The sequence below is a fragment of the Pseudoalteromonas luteoviolacea CPMOR-1 genome, assembly GCF_001625685.1.
Taxonomy (GTDB): Bacteria; Pseudomonadota; Gammaproteobacteria; order Enterobacterales; family Alteromonadaceae; genus Pseudoalteromonas; species Pseudoalteromonas luteoviolacea_K.
On record NZ_AUYC01000034.1, the window covers coordinates 76,145 to 92,247 of the forward strand.

12 protein-coding genes are annotated in these 16,103 nt (G+C 41.0%); all 12 read right to left on the reverse strand.

Translation table 11 applies throughout. The features are described 5' to 3' along the window. Nucleotides 1–5: 5 nt before the first annotated feature. The 12 genes from N473_RS14590 to N473_RS14645 all read right to left on the reverse strand — a co-directional run bounded on the left by N473_RS14590 (nucleotide 6) and on the right by N473_RS14645 (nucleotide 15,930). Nucleotides 6–2,336 carry an efflux RND transporter permease subunit gene (locus N473_RS14590; RefSeq protein WP_063368547.1) on the reverse strand — a complete coding sequence of 777 codons (2,331 nt, stop codon included), beginning with the start codon at nucleotides 2,334–2,336 and terminating at the stop codon, nucleotides 6–8. Then, complete coding sequence (locus tag N473_RS14595) at nucleotides 2,336–3,334, reverse strand: YCF48-related protein (protein WP_063368548.1); 999 nt, start codon at nucleotides 3,332–3,334, stop codon at nucleotides 2,336–2,338. The genes N473_RS14590 and N473_RS14595 overlap by 1 nt, the downstream gene beginning before the upstream one ends. A 117-nt stretch (nucleotides 3,335–3,451) precedes the next feature. Beyond that, nucleotides 3,452–4,819 (reverse strand): DUF1329 domain-containing protein, encoded by a 1,368-nt coding sequence (locus N473_RS14600; protein ID WP_039609871.1) that lies wholly within the window; start codon nucleotides 4,817–4,819, stop codon nucleotides 3,452–3,454. Nucleotides 4,820–4,830: 11 nt separating this feature from the next. After that, on the reverse strand, nucleotides 4,831–6,948 hold the full coding sequence (locus tag N473_RS14605) for a DUF1302 domain-containing protein (RefSeq protein ID WP_063368549.1): 2,118 nt from the start codon (nucleotides 6,946–6,948) through the stop codon (nucleotides 4,831–4,833). A gap of 237 nt (nucleotides 6,949–7,185) precedes the next feature. Further along, entirely contained in the window at nucleotides 7,186–7,407 is a 222-nt protein-coding gene (locus tag N473_RS14610) for a DUF2835 domain-containing protein (RefSeq protein ID WP_063368550.1), read from the reverse strand. A gap of 3 nt (nucleotides 7,408–7,410) precedes the next feature. Next, nucleotides 7,411–9,996 (reverse strand): aminopeptidase N, encoded by a 2,586-nt coding sequence (gene pepN / locus N473_RS14615; RefSeq protein ID WP_063368551.1) that lies wholly within the window; start codon nucleotides 9,994–9,996, stop codon nucleotides 7,411–7,413. 240 nt (nucleotides 9,997–10,236) lie between these two features. After that, the gene (gene nhaC / locus N473_RS14620; protein ID WP_063368552.1) at nucleotides 10,237–11,685 is read right to left on the reverse strand and encodes a Na+/H+ antiporter NhaC; all 1,449 of its coding nucleotides are present in this window, start codon (nucleotides 11,683–11,685) and stop codon (nucleotides 10,237–10,239) included. Nucleotides 11,686–11,986: 301 nt separating this feature from the next. Continuing rightward, nucleotides 11,987–14,017, reverse strand: a complete 2,031-nt coding sequence (gene prc, locus N473_RS14625) for a carboxy terminal-processing peptidase (protein WP_063368553.1) — start codon at nucleotides 14,015–14,017, stop codon at nucleotides 11,987–11,989. A 12-nt stretch (nucleotides 14,018–14,029) separates the two neighbouring features. Then, complete coding sequence (proQ, locus tag N473_RS14630; RefSeq protein WP_039609865.1) at nucleotides 14,030–14,680, reverse strand: RNA chaperone ProQ; 651 nt, start codon at nucleotides 14,678–14,680, stop codon at nucleotides 14,030–14,032. Between the two features lie 12 nt (nucleotides 14,681–14,692). Then, nucleotides 14,693–14,971 (reverse strand): hypothetical protein, encoded by a 279-nt coding sequence (locus N473_RS14635; protein ID WP_039609864.1) that lies wholly within the window; start codon nucleotides 14,969–14,971, stop codon nucleotides 14,693–14,695. A gap of 1 nt (nucleotide 14,972) precedes the next feature. Further along, a complete protein-coding gene (locus N473_RS14640) occupies nucleotides 14,973–15,431 on the reverse strand; it encodes a GAF domain-containing protein (protein WP_063368554.1) in 459 nt (152 codons plus the stop codon). A gap of 133 nt (nucleotides 15,432–15,564) precedes the next feature. Further along, nucleotides 15,565–15,930 carry a hypothetical protein gene (locus tag N473_RS14645; protein WP_063368555.1) on the reverse strand — a complete coding sequence of 122 codons (366 nt, stop codon included), beginning with the start codon at nucleotides 15,928–15,930 and terminating at the stop codon, nucleotides 15,565–15,567. Nucleotides 15,931–16,103: the final 173 nt, after the last annotated feature.

Below are 16,103 nucleotides of genomic sequence, written 5' to 3' on the forward strand. Positions count from 1 at the left end.
CACAATTATTCACACTTTTTTTTCTGGTCAGGCCAGATAAAAGTCCCTATCGCAGGTAACAACAGTACAGCGCCGAGCATATTTACCAAGAACATAAACGTCAGTAATATTCCCATATCTACCTGGAACTTTAATGCAGAAAAAATCCACGTACTGACACCAATGGCTAATGTGATACCAGTAAACAATACTGCACTACCACGTTCAGCTAATGCATTACGATATGCTACTGATAATGGCATACCTTGCTTCAACTGATTCATCATTGAAGACAAGATGTAAATACCGTAGTCAACACCAATACCAACCCCCAAAGCAATGACTGGTAAAGTCGACACAGTCAAACCAATCTCAAGCTTAACCATGAGTGCTTGCGCCAACGTAGAAACGATGTACAGAGGTAATACAACCGCGATTGTCGCTCGTATGCTTCTGAAGCTGATAAGGCACAGAATAATCACCGCTCCATAAACATAGATCATCATTGGCAATTGTGCAGCCGCGACGGATTCATTTGTTGCAGCCATAACACCAATGGGACCAGATGCCAGCTTGAAACTCACACGATCAGTACCTTCTTCTTTAGCAAACAACTTAATTTGCGACACCACATGGTCAATGGTTTCGGCTTTATGGTCATCCATAAAAATGATGATTGGCATCACTGAACAGTCACCATTTAGCAGACCTGTGCTGGTCTCAACGCGTGATGTTGCTTGAACAAGAGAAGCGCCATTTCTTGGCAGCGTTTGCCATTTTAAATTTCCTTCGTTATAACCAGCATTCACAGCTTGAGCGACTGAACTCAAAGAAACCGCAGATTGTACCCCTGCTAAATTTTCTATTCTCCACTGGAATCGGCTTACTCTGTCCATAGTGTCATGTTCAGTGCAAGCAGCAGGATAAGCTTCAACCAATACTTTTAGAATGTCTGATGATATTTCATAGCGGTCTGAAATAAGGAACGTATCTAGGTTATAACGGGCGTCTTCATGCAGTGCCGGTGCACCAGCATGTAAGTCACCAATGCGCATGTCTTTCGATTGCCAATAACCAAACGCAAATAAACCTGCAGAGATTAGAAGAATAATCGCCGCATAACGTTTGTCTGTTGCCAATACAAGGCTTTCTCTTAACTTAGTGAATACACTGTTCGCTTTGTCTTTGCCATCATCGACACGATGCATTTTTGATGACTTATAATAAGACGCAAGTACTGGTAGTAAAATCAAGTTCGTAAAAATGATCACCGCCACACCTAAACTCGCTGTGATTGCAAGTTCTCGAATAATGCCGATATCAATAGCAAGTAACGTCATAAACCCGATCGTATCAGAAAGCAACGCAATACCGCCTGGAATGAGCAGTGCTTTGAAGCTTGCCTCGGCAGCCACTTTACTACTTACACCTTCAGAGACCTTTTTACCAATGGCATTGATCATCTGCACGCCATGACTCACACCAATCGCAAAAACTAAGAACGGGACAAGAATTGACATCGGGTCAAGGCCAAAACCAAGCACTGAAAGTAAGCCCATTTGCCATACGACCGCGATGAGTGAACACGCAATAGGAAGCAATGTCAGCTTAAAGCTTTTGCAAAATAGCCATACCATGATAAAGGTAAATAAAATCGCAATTGCAAAAAAGAGCACCACATCTTTCGCACCATCGGCAATGTCACCAGCCATCTTAGCAAAGCCAATAATATGGATGGATACCTTATCTGTGCTGAGTGGTTCACGGATCTCAGATTCTAGCTTCTTAGCAAATGCCAACGTATCCAGCTTCTGTTGAGTTTGTGGATCAATTTCCATAAGCTGAGCTGACACCATTGCACAAGAGTAGTCACTGGCTACCATGCGACCTACTACTTTGGCTTTTTCAATATTCTGCTTCACAATGGCCAAACCAGTAGTATCTGCCGTAAAGTTCGCGGGGATAATTGGACCGCCTGCAAAGCCATCTTCAACGACTTCAACAAATCGTGCGCTCGGTGCGAAAATAGAGTTGACCAGAGGACGATTCACGCCTGGGATAAAGTAAAGTTGGTCGTGAACGGCTTTTAACTGTGTAAAGAATTCAGGATTAAAAATATCACCATCGGCATCACATACAGAAATTAAAATACTGTTCGCACCACCAAATTGTTTTTCATGCTTTAAATACACCTTCATGTAATCATGGTTTAAAGGTATATTTTTATTGAAAGATGCATCAAGCTGGATATGTGTAGACTTATAACCTAAAAAGACCGTCGCTAGCGCAAACAGCGCTATAACCATAAAACGATGCCTAAAAACGACATACACTAGTTGATTTAAAATAGACTGCATTAGCGATCAACCTCGATTATTTGAATACCCTCTTCTGTAGCAAGCACTAGTTGACCATTGTGCAGCACACCTGAAAGAATAGATTTACCGTTTTTCAGCTGTTTTGTTTTCACATTTTCACCCACTACTGTAAAAACGAAACCGCTGTTCGCCAACATAATTTGAGCAGTATCAGTTGATACAATACTGTTAATCGTCGCGGCCTTTTCCACATTGATAGGTGAAAAAGACACGTCTTTACTATCAGAAATAAATGTGTTGCCACGTAAGCCTGCTGCAATAAGCTGTTCTTTTTTGTTTTTGTTTATAGCAAACAGTGAGCCTGAATAAAATTCGTCAATTCTTGTCCATGTTGTGCCTAAATCACGACTTACCGCAAATAGACCCATCTCACCAACAAGAAAAATATCATTGCCATCAATCAGCATTCGATTGAAGTGAGGTAAAATGAATTGCGTTTCTTCTTCATACGCCTGCGGATCGTCTTGCTTTAGTTCAGCTAAATACTCAACATCATCTGGGTGTACAAACTCGTTTAAAAAGCGTTTAGTCCAGCTTTTACCGCCATCTTGTGTTTGATACATCATGCCGTACGCACCAATTGCGAAACCTTGTTTGTCATCTACAAACTCAATATCCAAGCACGGTTTCTCAAGATCAGGTAAGTATTGCTGAACCTGCCAAGATATACCTCCATCAGTGGTATTTAAAATAGCGGCATCGTGACCACATGCCCACCCTCGTTTCACCGATGTAAACTCCACGGCAGTCAACAAGGACTGGATCGGCACATGAGCTTGTTTCCAACTTAGGCCATCCTGACTGTACACTATTGTCCCGTGCTTCCCTACCGCAACCAGTTTCTCTCCACTATTGGTGATATCAGTTAGCAAGGTCTTCTCTGGGTGCGCAACCCTCAACGCCTCAGCGGCGCTGCCAATAGCTTCACTTTGCATAACGAACACTGCAATCGATGTTGCAATTAACTTCTTAATCATTATGAGTACTCAAATAAAAACGTCGTGTATGACTTGGGGGGATAAAGCTGAGCAAGTATATACTCAGCTTTAATAGAGTGTAGATAGACCAATTATTTGATCTTAGAAGACGCTATATTAACGTCTTCCCTCTCGGCGAAGTGCACTTTGAGTAAACTCATTGTCTTGGAATGACTGTGTGAAGTCATACATTTTCTCTTCGTTGTCCAAGCCGATTGCCAAATAACGACGTGAATTTAAGTCGTGGTATACGTCTAATGTACTCCAGTGCGTAGGTACGTCGTAATAGTTAATACCATGCGCCATCGCTACACGGTACATTTGATCACGGTTGTCGTACAGGTCCGCCACATGAATTTGCCAGCTATCCTCATCAATGAAGAATACACGCTTTTTATAAATATGACGTGTGCCCTCTTTAAGGTTCGCTTCAACAACCCATACACGGTGCTTTTCATAACGAACATGCTCTGGGTTAATATGACCGGCTTTCAAAATATCTTCATACTTCAAAGAGTCGCTATGCAATTTATAGCTGTTGTACGGAATGTACATCTCTTTTTTGCCTTTTAATGTCCAGTTATAACGGTTAGGAGAACCGTTGAACATGTCAAAGTCATCTGTTGTACGCAAGCTATCAGACGCTGTTCCCGGTGCATCATATGCTACGTTAGGTGCACGACGAACTCGTCGCTGACCTGTGTTATATGTCCATGCTTGTCGTGGTGTTAAAATTTGGTCCATTGTTTCGTGCACAAGTAATGCTGTACCCGCTAATCGCGCAGGCTCAGTTACTTTCTGCTTGAACTTAAATAACACATTAGATTTTTGTAGCTCTTCTGGCGTTGCACTTGGATCTGAATACTTAACCAGCAACTTTTCATCAAAGCCGATAATGTTATATGAACCAGAAGCCGTTGGCATCGCCTGACCACCGTTACGTGCGATAGACAGGCCACGATATCTTAATAAGTGGTTCCAAATCGCTTCTAAGCCATTTTCTGGAATTGGGAATGGAATACCAATCGCTGTATTTTTAATCCCGTTACCGCCTTCAATCAACTCAGCTGTAGACGCATACTTTTTAGTCGCATCATATACAAACTGAGGATAAGCCGCACTGCGTCGCGTTTGGTAAACATTCATTTTGAACGTGTCTGGGTATGTCTCAAACAATGCTATTTGGCCTGGGCTCAAATTATCTTTGTACTTATCAAGATTACTCTTATCGATGGTAAATAATATTTTATCATCTGCATAAGGATCCGGGTGGTGCATACCCGGTTTGAAATTCGCAGGTGGCTTAGTAATACCACCAGTCCATGCTGGAATGGAACCATCTGCATTGCCCGCTATTTCAGCGCCGATTGGTGACAAATCTTTACCTAAACGCGCGACTTCTTCAGGTGTCATTTTAGCGAAAGAAATTGGTGCAGCCATTATTGTCATTATTGATGCTGCTAATAGTGTAGGTTTTCTAAACATATCGAAAGCCCTTAAATTGAATACTTAATATTAAATGATACAAAATCACGATCAGAGAATGTGTTTGTTGCGCCACCACCCCAGAAAGTGTTGTAACCTAAATCAAATGACCACGCATTCTGATAGCTAAAGTTAAGGTTTACACCCATAGACTTTCTATCTTCTACGAATAAGAACATAGGATCAGGCGTTGTGCCGTTTACATCATGAGAAAAAACAATACGTGGTGAGAAGTTCACACCAGAAAACATGTTATTGTATTCACCTTTAGCGATTAGGCGGTAACCCCATGAAGATGCCGTAGGGAACGGGTTCACTTCAGGACCATTAGATACAGCTTGATGGATCAAGTCATAATTACGACCTTCAATTCCCTCTATTGTGCCACTTCGGCCAGTACCCGCTACGTTTAGACGTAACTCGTCATAAGAAGGCATATCTTTGATTGTAACAGCACCGACTTCACCAACAACAGCCCAGCTGTCCGCGCCCAGTGATGGACCGAATAAATGCGTCGCTGTGAATTGAAGCTGCATCGTGTCTTTTAGTACAAAACCCTGTGCAACTTCACCAGGCTGAACGTACGATACATCATTGCCTTGGCTTAACTGAGAAAAACCTTCGAAATCTTCACGAATGCCTGCAGCAGCTAATTGCTCTACCATGCCCGCATACAGCAATTCAACGTCATCAATCTGTAATGGCTCGTCTTGACGGTAAGCAAACTCACCAGAGAACGCAGTCTCACCTATCGCGGTGTTGAAACTCAAGCCATATAATTTGATGTCTTCAGGATACACAATCACAGCTTGAGTAAACGCATTCAAGTTAGTGATATTGTCTTCAGTGATCTCATTCGTTTGAATATAAGCAAGATCCTGCATAATTGCGCCAGTAGTGAAGTCAGATGCCTTACCAGAAATCAGCGGTCGACGACTATGATAATTGATATGATAAAGCGCAATCTCAGTATCATTCAGCTCAGGCACAAACATACCTAAACGAATACCGAATTGACCACTGTCATCAGCATCCGTTTTACCCGCGTCACCCTTGCCTTTAAGTGCAACACGTGTTGGATAAGCAAGATACATGGACGACAACATTTGCAATGCTTCTGGGCTGCCTAACACATTCTGATCGGTAACATCTAAACCTTGAGCCGCAAGCGCACCAACCCAATTCGCTTGAAGTGAGTTTAAAGCATTCGTTAAATGGTGAAGATCGATATCAGGGTTTGATGTAAAGCCAAGTTGAACATTTTGTGCATAACCATTCGCTGATGCGAAATCGTTAGTAGAGAAGTAGCTGCCAGTTGCCGGGAGGCGAGTCTCATGCCACTGATACTGATAGAAGGCTTCTAACGTGATATTTTCAGTTATTCCCAATGATGCCCAAAGCATACCTACAGGGATAAAAGCTTCTTTAAGTTCAGAACCTGGTGCTTTCAAGCGATCAATATCAACTGGGTTTACGTTGATCCCGTGAGAGATAAGTGTACTCTCACCCCAGTTGATAACTTGTTGGCCTAAACGAATAGACAGCGGATTGTTGCCGTCATTTAAATCAAAATCGGCCCAAACAAATGCATCTAGCAATCTTGCATCGGAGCACACCTGCTCTTTTGTATCATCATCAGCGCATGGGTCTACTTTTTGGCCAGAAACAGGGTTGCTATATGCAAAGTCACCATCTTCCATCGCGAAATCATAAAAATACATAAAGCGAGAGAAGAAACCGTAATTGTCCTTTGTGATTGCAAATTCGTGCGTGCCTTTTAGCAGCTGAGAAAAAGTATCGCCGGAGTCGAAATTTAAGTTACCCGCGTCACCATTGTTTGAGTATGCACCCTCTTGACTCCACACCTGAGAAGAAGAATACAAAGTATTGCCAGTAGACGCATTGTATCCAGTCCAATTAAATCTTGGGTGGTTACTCTTACCGATAATTCCAAAGTCTCGATCTTCTACTCGAATACTTTGTCCATATGAGAACGTCGAATCAAACGTTATCTCAAAATCACCGACTTGGAAATTAGCAGCTTGCGCATGCATGCCAACAGTTCCAAAAATGGCTGCTCCAAGTCCAAGCATGATCTTGTTCTTAGTAAAGCGCGCTTTTTTTATCATTATTTCTCCCCCCTCTGGCGGGTAAATCTAATCAAGTTATTGTTTTTTGTTGTCGTAACGATAGAAGCGAAAATCGAAAATTACAAATTTTACGCGTTCGTTCGATGCATTTTTAACTTTTTAGCCCGTCTTTTAACCTTGGTAAGACGTCTTACCAGAATAGTTATAACACGTAATTTAAGTTTAAAACAAACCGAATTAACAAAAATACTTTATCTCACAATGCCTTTTTGGCAGTTAAGCCACCTTTTCAAGTGTGATAAATTTATTACTATCGTCAAGCTGTAATCGAAAACGACCACTCACCCCAATACTAGACACGAATCGTCTGATGTGAGCTGCTGGAAAACGGATCCGCTTTCCACCATCCTCCACAACTTGGATGAATTCAACGCCCCCTTCATAGTAAGCAAGACATTGTTCGTGAGTAAGTCTTAAAAAAAAGTAATATTCTTGCATGTATCAGTTTAATGCTCTATCAATTTTCTCATATAGATCATCGCTTAAGTTCGAAATTGCCGCCAATCGCTCAAGCTGTGCACGCATTTTTGATTGCCTATTTTCATCAAAACGTTTAAACGACAACAGCGGTGTAATAATACGTGAGGCATTTTGTGGATTTAGTTCATTAAGCTCTGCAATTAGGTCACCTAACAATTCGTAGCCTTTACCATCTGGCCTATGGAACTGCTGTGGGTTTGACCTGGTAAAAGTACCAACCAAAGCCCTTACCCTATTCGGATTAGATTTATCAAAACAAGGGTGACTGTATAGGGAAAGAACAACATCGATACATTTATCTGTTGGACTCGTCGCCTGCAACGCAAACCACTTATCCATCACTAATAAATCATGATTCCACTGCACATCAAACTCTTGCATCATTGCATCTGAAAGTGCGTGCTGTGCATTCAATGCACTACTCAGCGCACCGAGTTTGGTTGTCATATTTAATGAGGAAGCCTGCTCGCACAGCCAAGCAGACACATCAACCTGAGTTAATGCGAGATAATACAAACTTTTGTTGCGTAATGCGCGAATAGCTACATCTTCTGCGCTCAACCCGCCGCTGTCTTTAGTATCTGTATAAAACGCGATTAGATAAGGTTCTAGTAATTGCGCTATTTGTAACTCTAAATGCTTAATCGCTTGACACAAAGCATCTACAGGCACTACATCGTAACCACCTGATAATGTGTCAAAATTTGGAACCGAAATATACTCAGCCAAAATTGCGAGGTCATCTGGCTTGTGTTCAAATAAACTCACAAGCACCGAAGACAACTCGCTGAACATATTGCCATTTTGAGCTTCAGCGTTTACATAAGTACGTATCTGCTGAGTAAACAATATTTGCATAGCCTCCCATCTTGCGTAGTAGCTAGTCGCATACTTAGCAATATGGCTAAGCTGGGCCAAAGAATAACGGTATTCTAATAAACAAGGTGCGGAAAAGTCCTCTAACAATACAGGCGTCGGCTCAGACTCGACATTATGGAATACAAACCGGTGCGCTTCCTCGGTTAATTCAAGCACTCGACCGTGCTTTAACTGGACGCCTTCAAGTACAATTGGTTGACCTTGTTCATCAAGCAATTCAACAGCAACGGGCACATGAAGTGGTTCACTGATTGGGTCATTCGTAGCATGAGTTTGTTTAATATCAAGCTGGTAAGTTCTAGCTTCAGCGTCATAATACGTTTCAACATGTAAAGTAGGTGTACCAAATTGGCGGTACCATAACTTAAATTGATTTAAATCTGTTTGTGTTGCATCAGCCATCGCATTGACAAAATCATCGCATGTCACAGCTTGGCCGTCATGTCGTTCAAAGTATAGCTGCATACCCTTTTGGAAACCTTGCTCACCAAGCAGTGTATGCATCATACGGATAACTTCAGCGCCTTTGTTATACACTGTCACGGTATAGAAGTTATTCATCTCGATCACTTCTTCAGGCCGTATTGGGTGCGCCATTGGCCCAGCATCCTCAGCAAACTGATGAGTTCTCATTGCATTAACTGCATCAATTCGATTTAATGCTCGAGATCCTAAATCACTACTGAACTCTTGATCCCGAAAGACCGTTAACCCTTCTTTTAAACTTAATTGAAACCAATCTCGGCAAGTTACGCGATTACCAGTCCAATTATGGAAATACTCATGGCCCACAATTGACTCAATCACGTGATAATCTCTATCAGTCGCAGTTTCTTGGTTAGCTAGCACACAAGCACTATTGAATATGTTTAGACCTTTGTTTTCCATTGCGCCCATATTAAAAAAGTCAACGGCCACGATCATATAGATATCTAAGTCATACTCGAGGTTAAAACGTTCTTCATCCCATTTCATTGATTTTTGCAATGACGTCATTGCATGTGGTGCTTTAGATAAATTCCCCTTATCGACAAATATCTGCAGTTTGACTTCTCGACCGCTTTTGGTTACAAACTTGTCTTCCAGTTTGTCAAAATCTCCTGCAACCAACGCAAATAAGTACGAAGGCTTTTTGTATGGGTCTTCCCATGTGACAAAGTGACGGCCTTCCTCTAGTTCACCAGCATCTAACTGGTTGCCATTAGAGAGCAGAAATGGAAACTCTTTATCTCCAATTACTGTGACTTTATACGTCGCCAAAACATCAGGTCTATCGAAGAAATAAGTTATTTTTCTAAATCCTTCTGCCTCACATTGCGTGCAGTAAGCCCCATCAGACAAATATAACCCTTCTAAAGATGTATTTAGTTCAGGTGCGATTTCAGTTTCGATCTCTAAAGCAAATGTTTGGGGCACTGAATTAATCTTAATACCATCAACTAGTAGCGTATAATCGGTGTGCACTTGGCCATCGACTTTTAATGTAATAAGTTTTAAGTCAACACCATCTAACTCAATATAAGACTGCTCATTATTGGCTATTAAATTGTATTTCGCTGTAACACGCGTATGTTGAGGTGACAAATCAAAAACTAAATCGATGTGCTCAACCTGATGACTGGGAGGCTGATAATTTGCTAATAATTTAGCTTGTGGTTTCTGAGTCATTTAAGTTCCTTCATCGCACAAGATGATCAATTAAGGTAAATACCAACTAACGAGCAATCTGTGCGGCCTATGAAATGCTAATGTCTAAATACGTTTAAATAAACGCGCGTGCAAGCACATGTTTCTATTAGACAGGATTTTATAATATTAAATTAGGGAAATGTAGCTTGCAAATAAGAATTGATGAGTTATCTCACTGTTTAAACAATAAAAAGGCCCCAACCATGTGGGGCCTTGTATTTATTCTTGCTCTCTTGGCTTAAGTTTTAAAACTTTTACACCAAGGTAGCCATAAACTATCGCTAAAAGCGGGTTTATCAAGTTGAAAAATGCATATACTGCATAATCTAGTGGATTAATTAGAAGTACGCTTTGCATGTAAGCACCGCATGTATTCCACGGAATTAATGGACTTGTAATAGTCCCGCCATCCTCAAGTGTTCTAGATAAATTCACACTTTGGAGACCTCGTTTTTTGTATTCCTCTTTAAACATTCTACCCGGAACAACGATTGCGATATATTGATCTGCAGCAACCAAGTTGGTGCCAAAACACGTAGCAATTGTAGAAGCTATCAATGAGCCTGTGCTTTTTGCGATGCGCAGGATACTGCGAACAAACACTTCTAACAAACCCGTTTTTTCCATAATGGCACCAAACATCAACGCAGTCATAATCAGCCATGTCGTCGTCAACATGCTTGACATGCCGCCACCACTGAGAAGGTCATCCATTTTTGCATCACCAGTCTGCACGCTAAAACCGTCAAAAAATGTTGCCCAAATAAGCTTAAACTGCCCAACGAGTTCACCTTGAGAGGTATCTATTTGACTCGCTATCAAGTCTCCTTGGAATAATAACGCCCAAATAGCACCTACCACAGCTCCAATTGAGATTGCAGGAAACGCCGGCATTTTTTTAATCGCGAGACCAAGTAAAATAATCAAAGGTACTAACATAAAAATATTGATATTGAAGTTGTCTTGTAAAATGGTGCTTATCGCATCTATTTTACTCGCGTCACTTGCAACATCTGCATTGAAGCCCATGATAATAAAAATGATAAGGGCGATGACAAAGCTCGGTACAGTTGTCCATAGCATATGCTGTATGTGATCAAATAAATCACTTCCAGCCACCGCAGGTGCTAAATTAGTTGTTTCTGATAGAGGGCTTAACTTGTCACCAAAATAGGCGCCTGAAATGACCGCTCCGGCTGTCACAACTGGATCAAGCCCTAAACCATTAGCAACGCCCAGTAAAGCAACACCAATGGTCGCTGCGGTAGTCCATGAACTACCGATACTCATAGCCACAATGCCACAAATTAAACAGCTCGCTGCGTAGAACCAAGCTGGATTGATGATTTGTAAACCGTAATAAATCAGTGTTGGCACTGTACCAGATAACAGCCACGTCCCTATTAGCGCACCAACCATGAGTAGGATCAAAATTGCACCTAAAGAGATCGTGATACCCTTAATCATCGCTTCTTCAAGGGTTTTCCAAGTAAAGCCGTTTTTTAAGCCGATTAACGCTGCAGTGAAGGTCGCAAATAACAATGCAATTTGATTTGGACCTGATGAGGAGCTATCACCGTACAGATAAACAGCTGCACCCAATAGACTCACTAACACGATAATTGGTATAAAAGCATCCCATGACGATGCTGTTTTTGGTTGTTTCAAATTAATGTACCCCTCGCACTCATTTTAGTGCGTATTATTATTTGACCGAGTATTAATACTCTTTTTACCAATCCGGTTTGATAATTACTGTCTGTCTTACCTAACAAATTTAATTCCCTTTTAAACAGTTATACAGTATCAGTTTGATCCAATAAGCCGTTCCAATTATCAAGACGGATTGATAAACATAGTCTATGTTGTCTTGTTGCGGCTGACGATAATAACAAATTTGCTGACAGGAGTAACGAAAAAAGGCGCTATCGCGCCTTTTTTCCAGTCTATAAATGTGCACTAGCAAACACTAAATTTCATTTTTAACAAGTTTGCCGAAATTGATCATATCCTGAGTTATTAGAGCTGTTTCCTCTAGGTAAGGATCTAGGTCAGAGATGACCTCTGGCACATCGTCCAAATTCTCAATGGCTTCTAACCCTAAACGCTTTAATCTTTCGTTTGTACGTGCAAGTGCTCTTTGATCTCTTTCCTCACGCTCTTTTTCACGCTCAGCTTTAACCAAGGAAATTGACGTTTCACTCTCTTGTTCTTTATAACGCTTAATATCGCTGTAAACATAAGCAAATTCAGGCTCCGAAGCAACACGTTTGCTATGTTTGGTATTGAGGTGGCCTATCACAGACGATAAGTCGTCAATTGTGTTGTACTGTGCTCTAGCAATACTGTCCCATGGTAGCGCGTTATCTTCTTGGCTTTCACCCCACTCTTCCGGCTCAATGAAAGAAGGCAATAAAATATCAGGGATCACACCTTTATTCTGTGTACTGCCACCATTGATGCGATAGAATTTCGCTATTGTGTAAGTAATGCTACCAAGTGGGTTTTCAAATAAGTCATATGTTCTTCTCAAGCCTCTATGCTGTTGAACCGTCCCTTTGCCGAAAGTTTGCTCTCCAACAACAACCGCTCTTCCATAATCCTGCATTGCGGCAGCAAATATCTCTGATGCAGAAGCACTGTATCTGTCAACTAAAACCGTCAAAGGTCCGTTGTAATAGGTTTTACCGTCTTGATCTTTTTGCACATCAATACGATTTTTCGCGGTATGAATTTGTACAATCGGCCCTTTATCTATAAACAAACCTGATAGCTTTTTAGCCTCATAGAGCGAACCACCGCCATTTTGTCTAAGGTCAATAATAAGGCCATCTACTTTTTCAGCTTTAAGCGCATTAATTTCTTTTAATACGTCCTCAGATAAGTTGTTGTAAAAGCTTGGTATCTCAATAACACCAATTTTACTTGTTAAGTCCGAGTACTGGGCTTCGAATACCGATGATTTTGCTGCGCGGTCTTCGAGGCGAATTTTATCACGAACAATTTCCACGACCTTTGGCGTACCGTGAGAATCGCTACCTTTTAAGTATTGAAGCCTAACTTTGGTGCCTTTCGGTCCTTTGATAAGGTCGACCACATCATCTAAACGCCAACCAATTACATCAACAAAATCTTTACCGTCTTGTGCGACACCGATGATTTTATCGTCTGCTTTAATTTTTTCGGTTTTATCAGCAGGGCCACCCGGCACCAAGCTTCGGATAACTGTATAATCTTCGTCGTAACTTAAAACTGCACCAATGCCTTCCAACTCAAGATCCATGTCCATCTTAAACTGCTCAGCACGGCGTGGTGATAAATAAGAAGTATGAGCTTCAATGCTTCTAGCATATGCATTCATGACAATTTGATATGCATCTTCGCTATTTGTTTGTACTAACCGCTTTTGAGCATTTTTATAGCGCTTAGTTAAAATCTCTTTTATGCCTTCCCAGTCTTTGCCTGTAAGCTTCAAACGTAGTGCATCAGACTTGACTCTTTGACGCCAAAACTCATCGAGTTCAGCTTGGTTTTTTGCAAATGCAGCATCTTCTCGGTCGTAATAGAAAGCATCTGGTGTATCAAACTTCATTTCTGTATTTAATAAAGAAATGGCATATTGAAAACGCTCAAATCGCCTTTGTAGGCTGGTATTGAACATTTCAAAAGCAAAGTCCAACTTACCGCTCATCAGCGCTTCATCGAACTTTGCTCTATGTTGTTTAAAAGCATCAACATCCGACTGAAGAAAAACAGACTTGTTGTAATCTAACGTCTCTACATATCTATCAAATATTTCTTCAGACAGGGTCTCGTTGAGCTTAAAACGTTTGTAGTGGTCACGAGTAAATTTACTTGTCACTCTCTTCGTAGCAGTTGCGTGCTGTAATTCAGGTTTTAGCACTGGAATATCTTTTTCTGTTACAACGCTAGTTGCCGCAAAACATGTGTTTGCAACAAATAATGCAACGGCCCCAATGAGTGGTAAATTTCTACTCATACACTACTCCTTTTATAGAATAAATAGGCTTTCAGCCTTTGTCTTAACCTGCATACCCGTTACAAGTTCAACATGTACTTCGTCTTTATTGACCTCAGTAATTGTTGCATTTACGAGCGCTTGACCAAGTTTAACTTTAACTTTGTTATTTACCTTGACCTCATTTGCTGGAAGAGGTTCAACTTTTCCTGAACTTCTGCGCTGCTGTTGTTGCTCAGGTTTCTTATTAACTCTAGGCTTTTTATTGGCATGGCGTGGTTGGCCTTGCCCTTTTGATTTGTAAGATTTTGTGTCACCGTCATTGCGAGGTCTTTGTGGCTTCTTACGTTTTGCCATTTTCGCGCGACTTTCTTCTAGCGCTTTTTGCGCATGTTCTACATGCTCTTGCTCAACCTTTTCAGCTTGACCACCTTCCAAATCAACACGGAATTCATTTTTAGTGACCGCTTCTAAATAGCGCCAGCTTGAAGTGTACTTTCTAAGAGCTTGTCTAACTTGCGTTTTACTTACTTTTTCAGAACCTTCAATCTTCTCGGCGATGTCTTTGAAGATGCCAACTTTTAGTGGCTTTATACCGTCCTTTTGTTTAAAACACTGAGGAAATTCTGAGTATAAAAACTCCAATACCTCGTTAATATCTTTTAGCTTGTTTGTGGTTTCCATGTCTAAACCTATTTAAATATCTTCATCTAGTGATGAATTAATATAGTGTGTAACCCAGTCTAAGAGTTCATCCAGCTCGGTATCAATTAATGCCATATCACCGCGCAGATGTTCCCAAATACCATTGATAATTTGATCAATCTGCTCACTTCCAAGATCCTCGGGTAACTTTTCCCAAGCGAAATGAATCAACTCATTGAGCGTTTCAGCTACTTGCTCTTCATCACCTTCCCAATCTCCAACATCAAAATTAGAAAATAAGTAATCTTGTACATTAAGCATATCTTTCATTTTAAAGTGTTTCCTCGAAGCTTTTAACCAGCGCTTCTAAGCCCATTTTATCTTGTTCATCAAACCTTGCCAAACTAGGGCTATCGATGTCCAGTACCGCAAATATTTTACCTTGTCTATATACAGGTATCACAATTTCAGAGTTAGACGCTGCATCACACGCTATATGACCTTCAAATGCGTGCACATCTTCAACAAGCTGAGTCTTTGCTTCAGAAACAGCTGTCCCACAGACGCCTTTACCGACAGGAATACGAATACAAGCTGGATTGCCCTGAAATGGGCCTAATACAAGTTCATTGTCACCGTCCATTAAATAAAAACCGGACCAGTTAATGTCTTCCATATTGGTAAACAGCAAAGCACTCAAGTTGGCCATGTTAGCAACATGATTGTGCTCACCATCAATTAATCCCTTTGCCTGTTGATTCAACAGTTCATAAAATTTTTGCTTTTGCATTGTTGATACTGAACATTCTTACATATAAACAGTAAAGGTACTCTTTCATGCAAACAAATGAAACCTTTTACGCGCAAAAAGTCCCAATTTGTCTTCAATACAAGTTAAACTGTTCATTTTACATGCAGCCGCTTTATTGCGGGCGACGCAAGCTGTATAAAAAAAGCGCAGATGCCAGTGCGCACATAACCGCGTTTGCGATAAGTATCGGCCCACCAGAGATAGAGAAAAAGAATGTAAACACCGCGCCGCCTAACATCGCTGCGGTCGTAAGCGCTGCATACGATAACTTATCACGTTTATACAAAAACAAGTATGTCGGTAGCACACACAGAGCCATAACAATACCCACAACATGCGCATTGGATATAGCCGTGGTTAACAACTGCAAAAACACCTGCCCTTGACCAGTCACAATGTAAAAGTAAGCACCTAAGATAGTACCAACTATCAAAGGTGAAAACATTGAGATCCCAATTGCGGTTGCCACTTTTTTCATTTCAAATACCTTACAAAACTATGTCAATAATTAAGTCTTTGGCTTTAGCCCTATCGCATCAATGCGACTTTAGTCTCATTCCAGCTGTAAGGTTTTATAAAAAACGTAGTGTAAATTAAATAAAAAAGCCCAAGCTATGTACTAGCTTGGGCTAAATATGGCGGAGAGATAGG

Bases quoted from the DNA above. Each gene is read 5' to 3' on its own strand.
- N473_RS14610 (WP_063368550.1), bottom strand. From the start codon at position 7,407: ATGCAAGAATATTACTTTTTTTTAAGACTTACTCACGAACAATGTCTT.
- proQ (WP_039609865.1), bottom strand. From the start codon at position 14,680: ATGGAAACCACAAACAAGCTAAAAGATATTAACGAGGTATTGGAGTTT.
- N473_RS14600 (WP_039609871.1), bottom strand. From the start codon at position 4,819: ATGTTTAGAAAACCTACACTATTAGCAGCATCAATAATGACAATAATG.
- N473_RS14645 (WP_063368555.1), bottom strand. From the start codon at position 15,930: ATGAAAAAAGTGGCAACCGCAATTGGGATCTCAATGTTTTCACCTTTG.
- pepN (WP_063368551.1), bottom strand. From the start codon at position 9,996: ATGACTCAGAAACCACAAGCTAAATTATTAGCAAATTATCAGCCTCCC.
- prc (WP_063368553.1), bottom strand. From the start codon at position 14,017: ATGAGTAGAAATTTACCACTCATTGGGGCCGTTGCATTATTTGTTGCA.
- N473_RS14590 (WP_063368547.1), bottom strand. From the start codon at position 2,336: ATGCAGTCTATTTTAAATCAACTAGTGTATGTCGTTTTTAGGCATCGT.
- N473_RS14635 (WP_039609864.1), bottom strand. From the start codon at position 14,971: ATGAAAGATATGCTTAATGTACAAGATTACTTATTTTCTAATTTTGAT.
- N473_RS14640 (WP_063368554.1), bottom strand. From the start codon at position 15,431: ATGCAAAAGCAAAAATTTTATGAACTGTTGAATCAACAGGCAAAGGGA.
- N473_RS14595 (WP_063368548.1), bottom strand. From the start codon at position 3,334: ATGATTAAGAAGTTAATTGCAACATCGATTGCAGTGTTCGTTATGCAA.
- N473_RS14605 (WP_063368549.1), bottom strand. From the start codon at position 6,948: ATGATAAAAAAAGCGCGCTTTACTAAGAACAAGATCATGCTTGGACTT.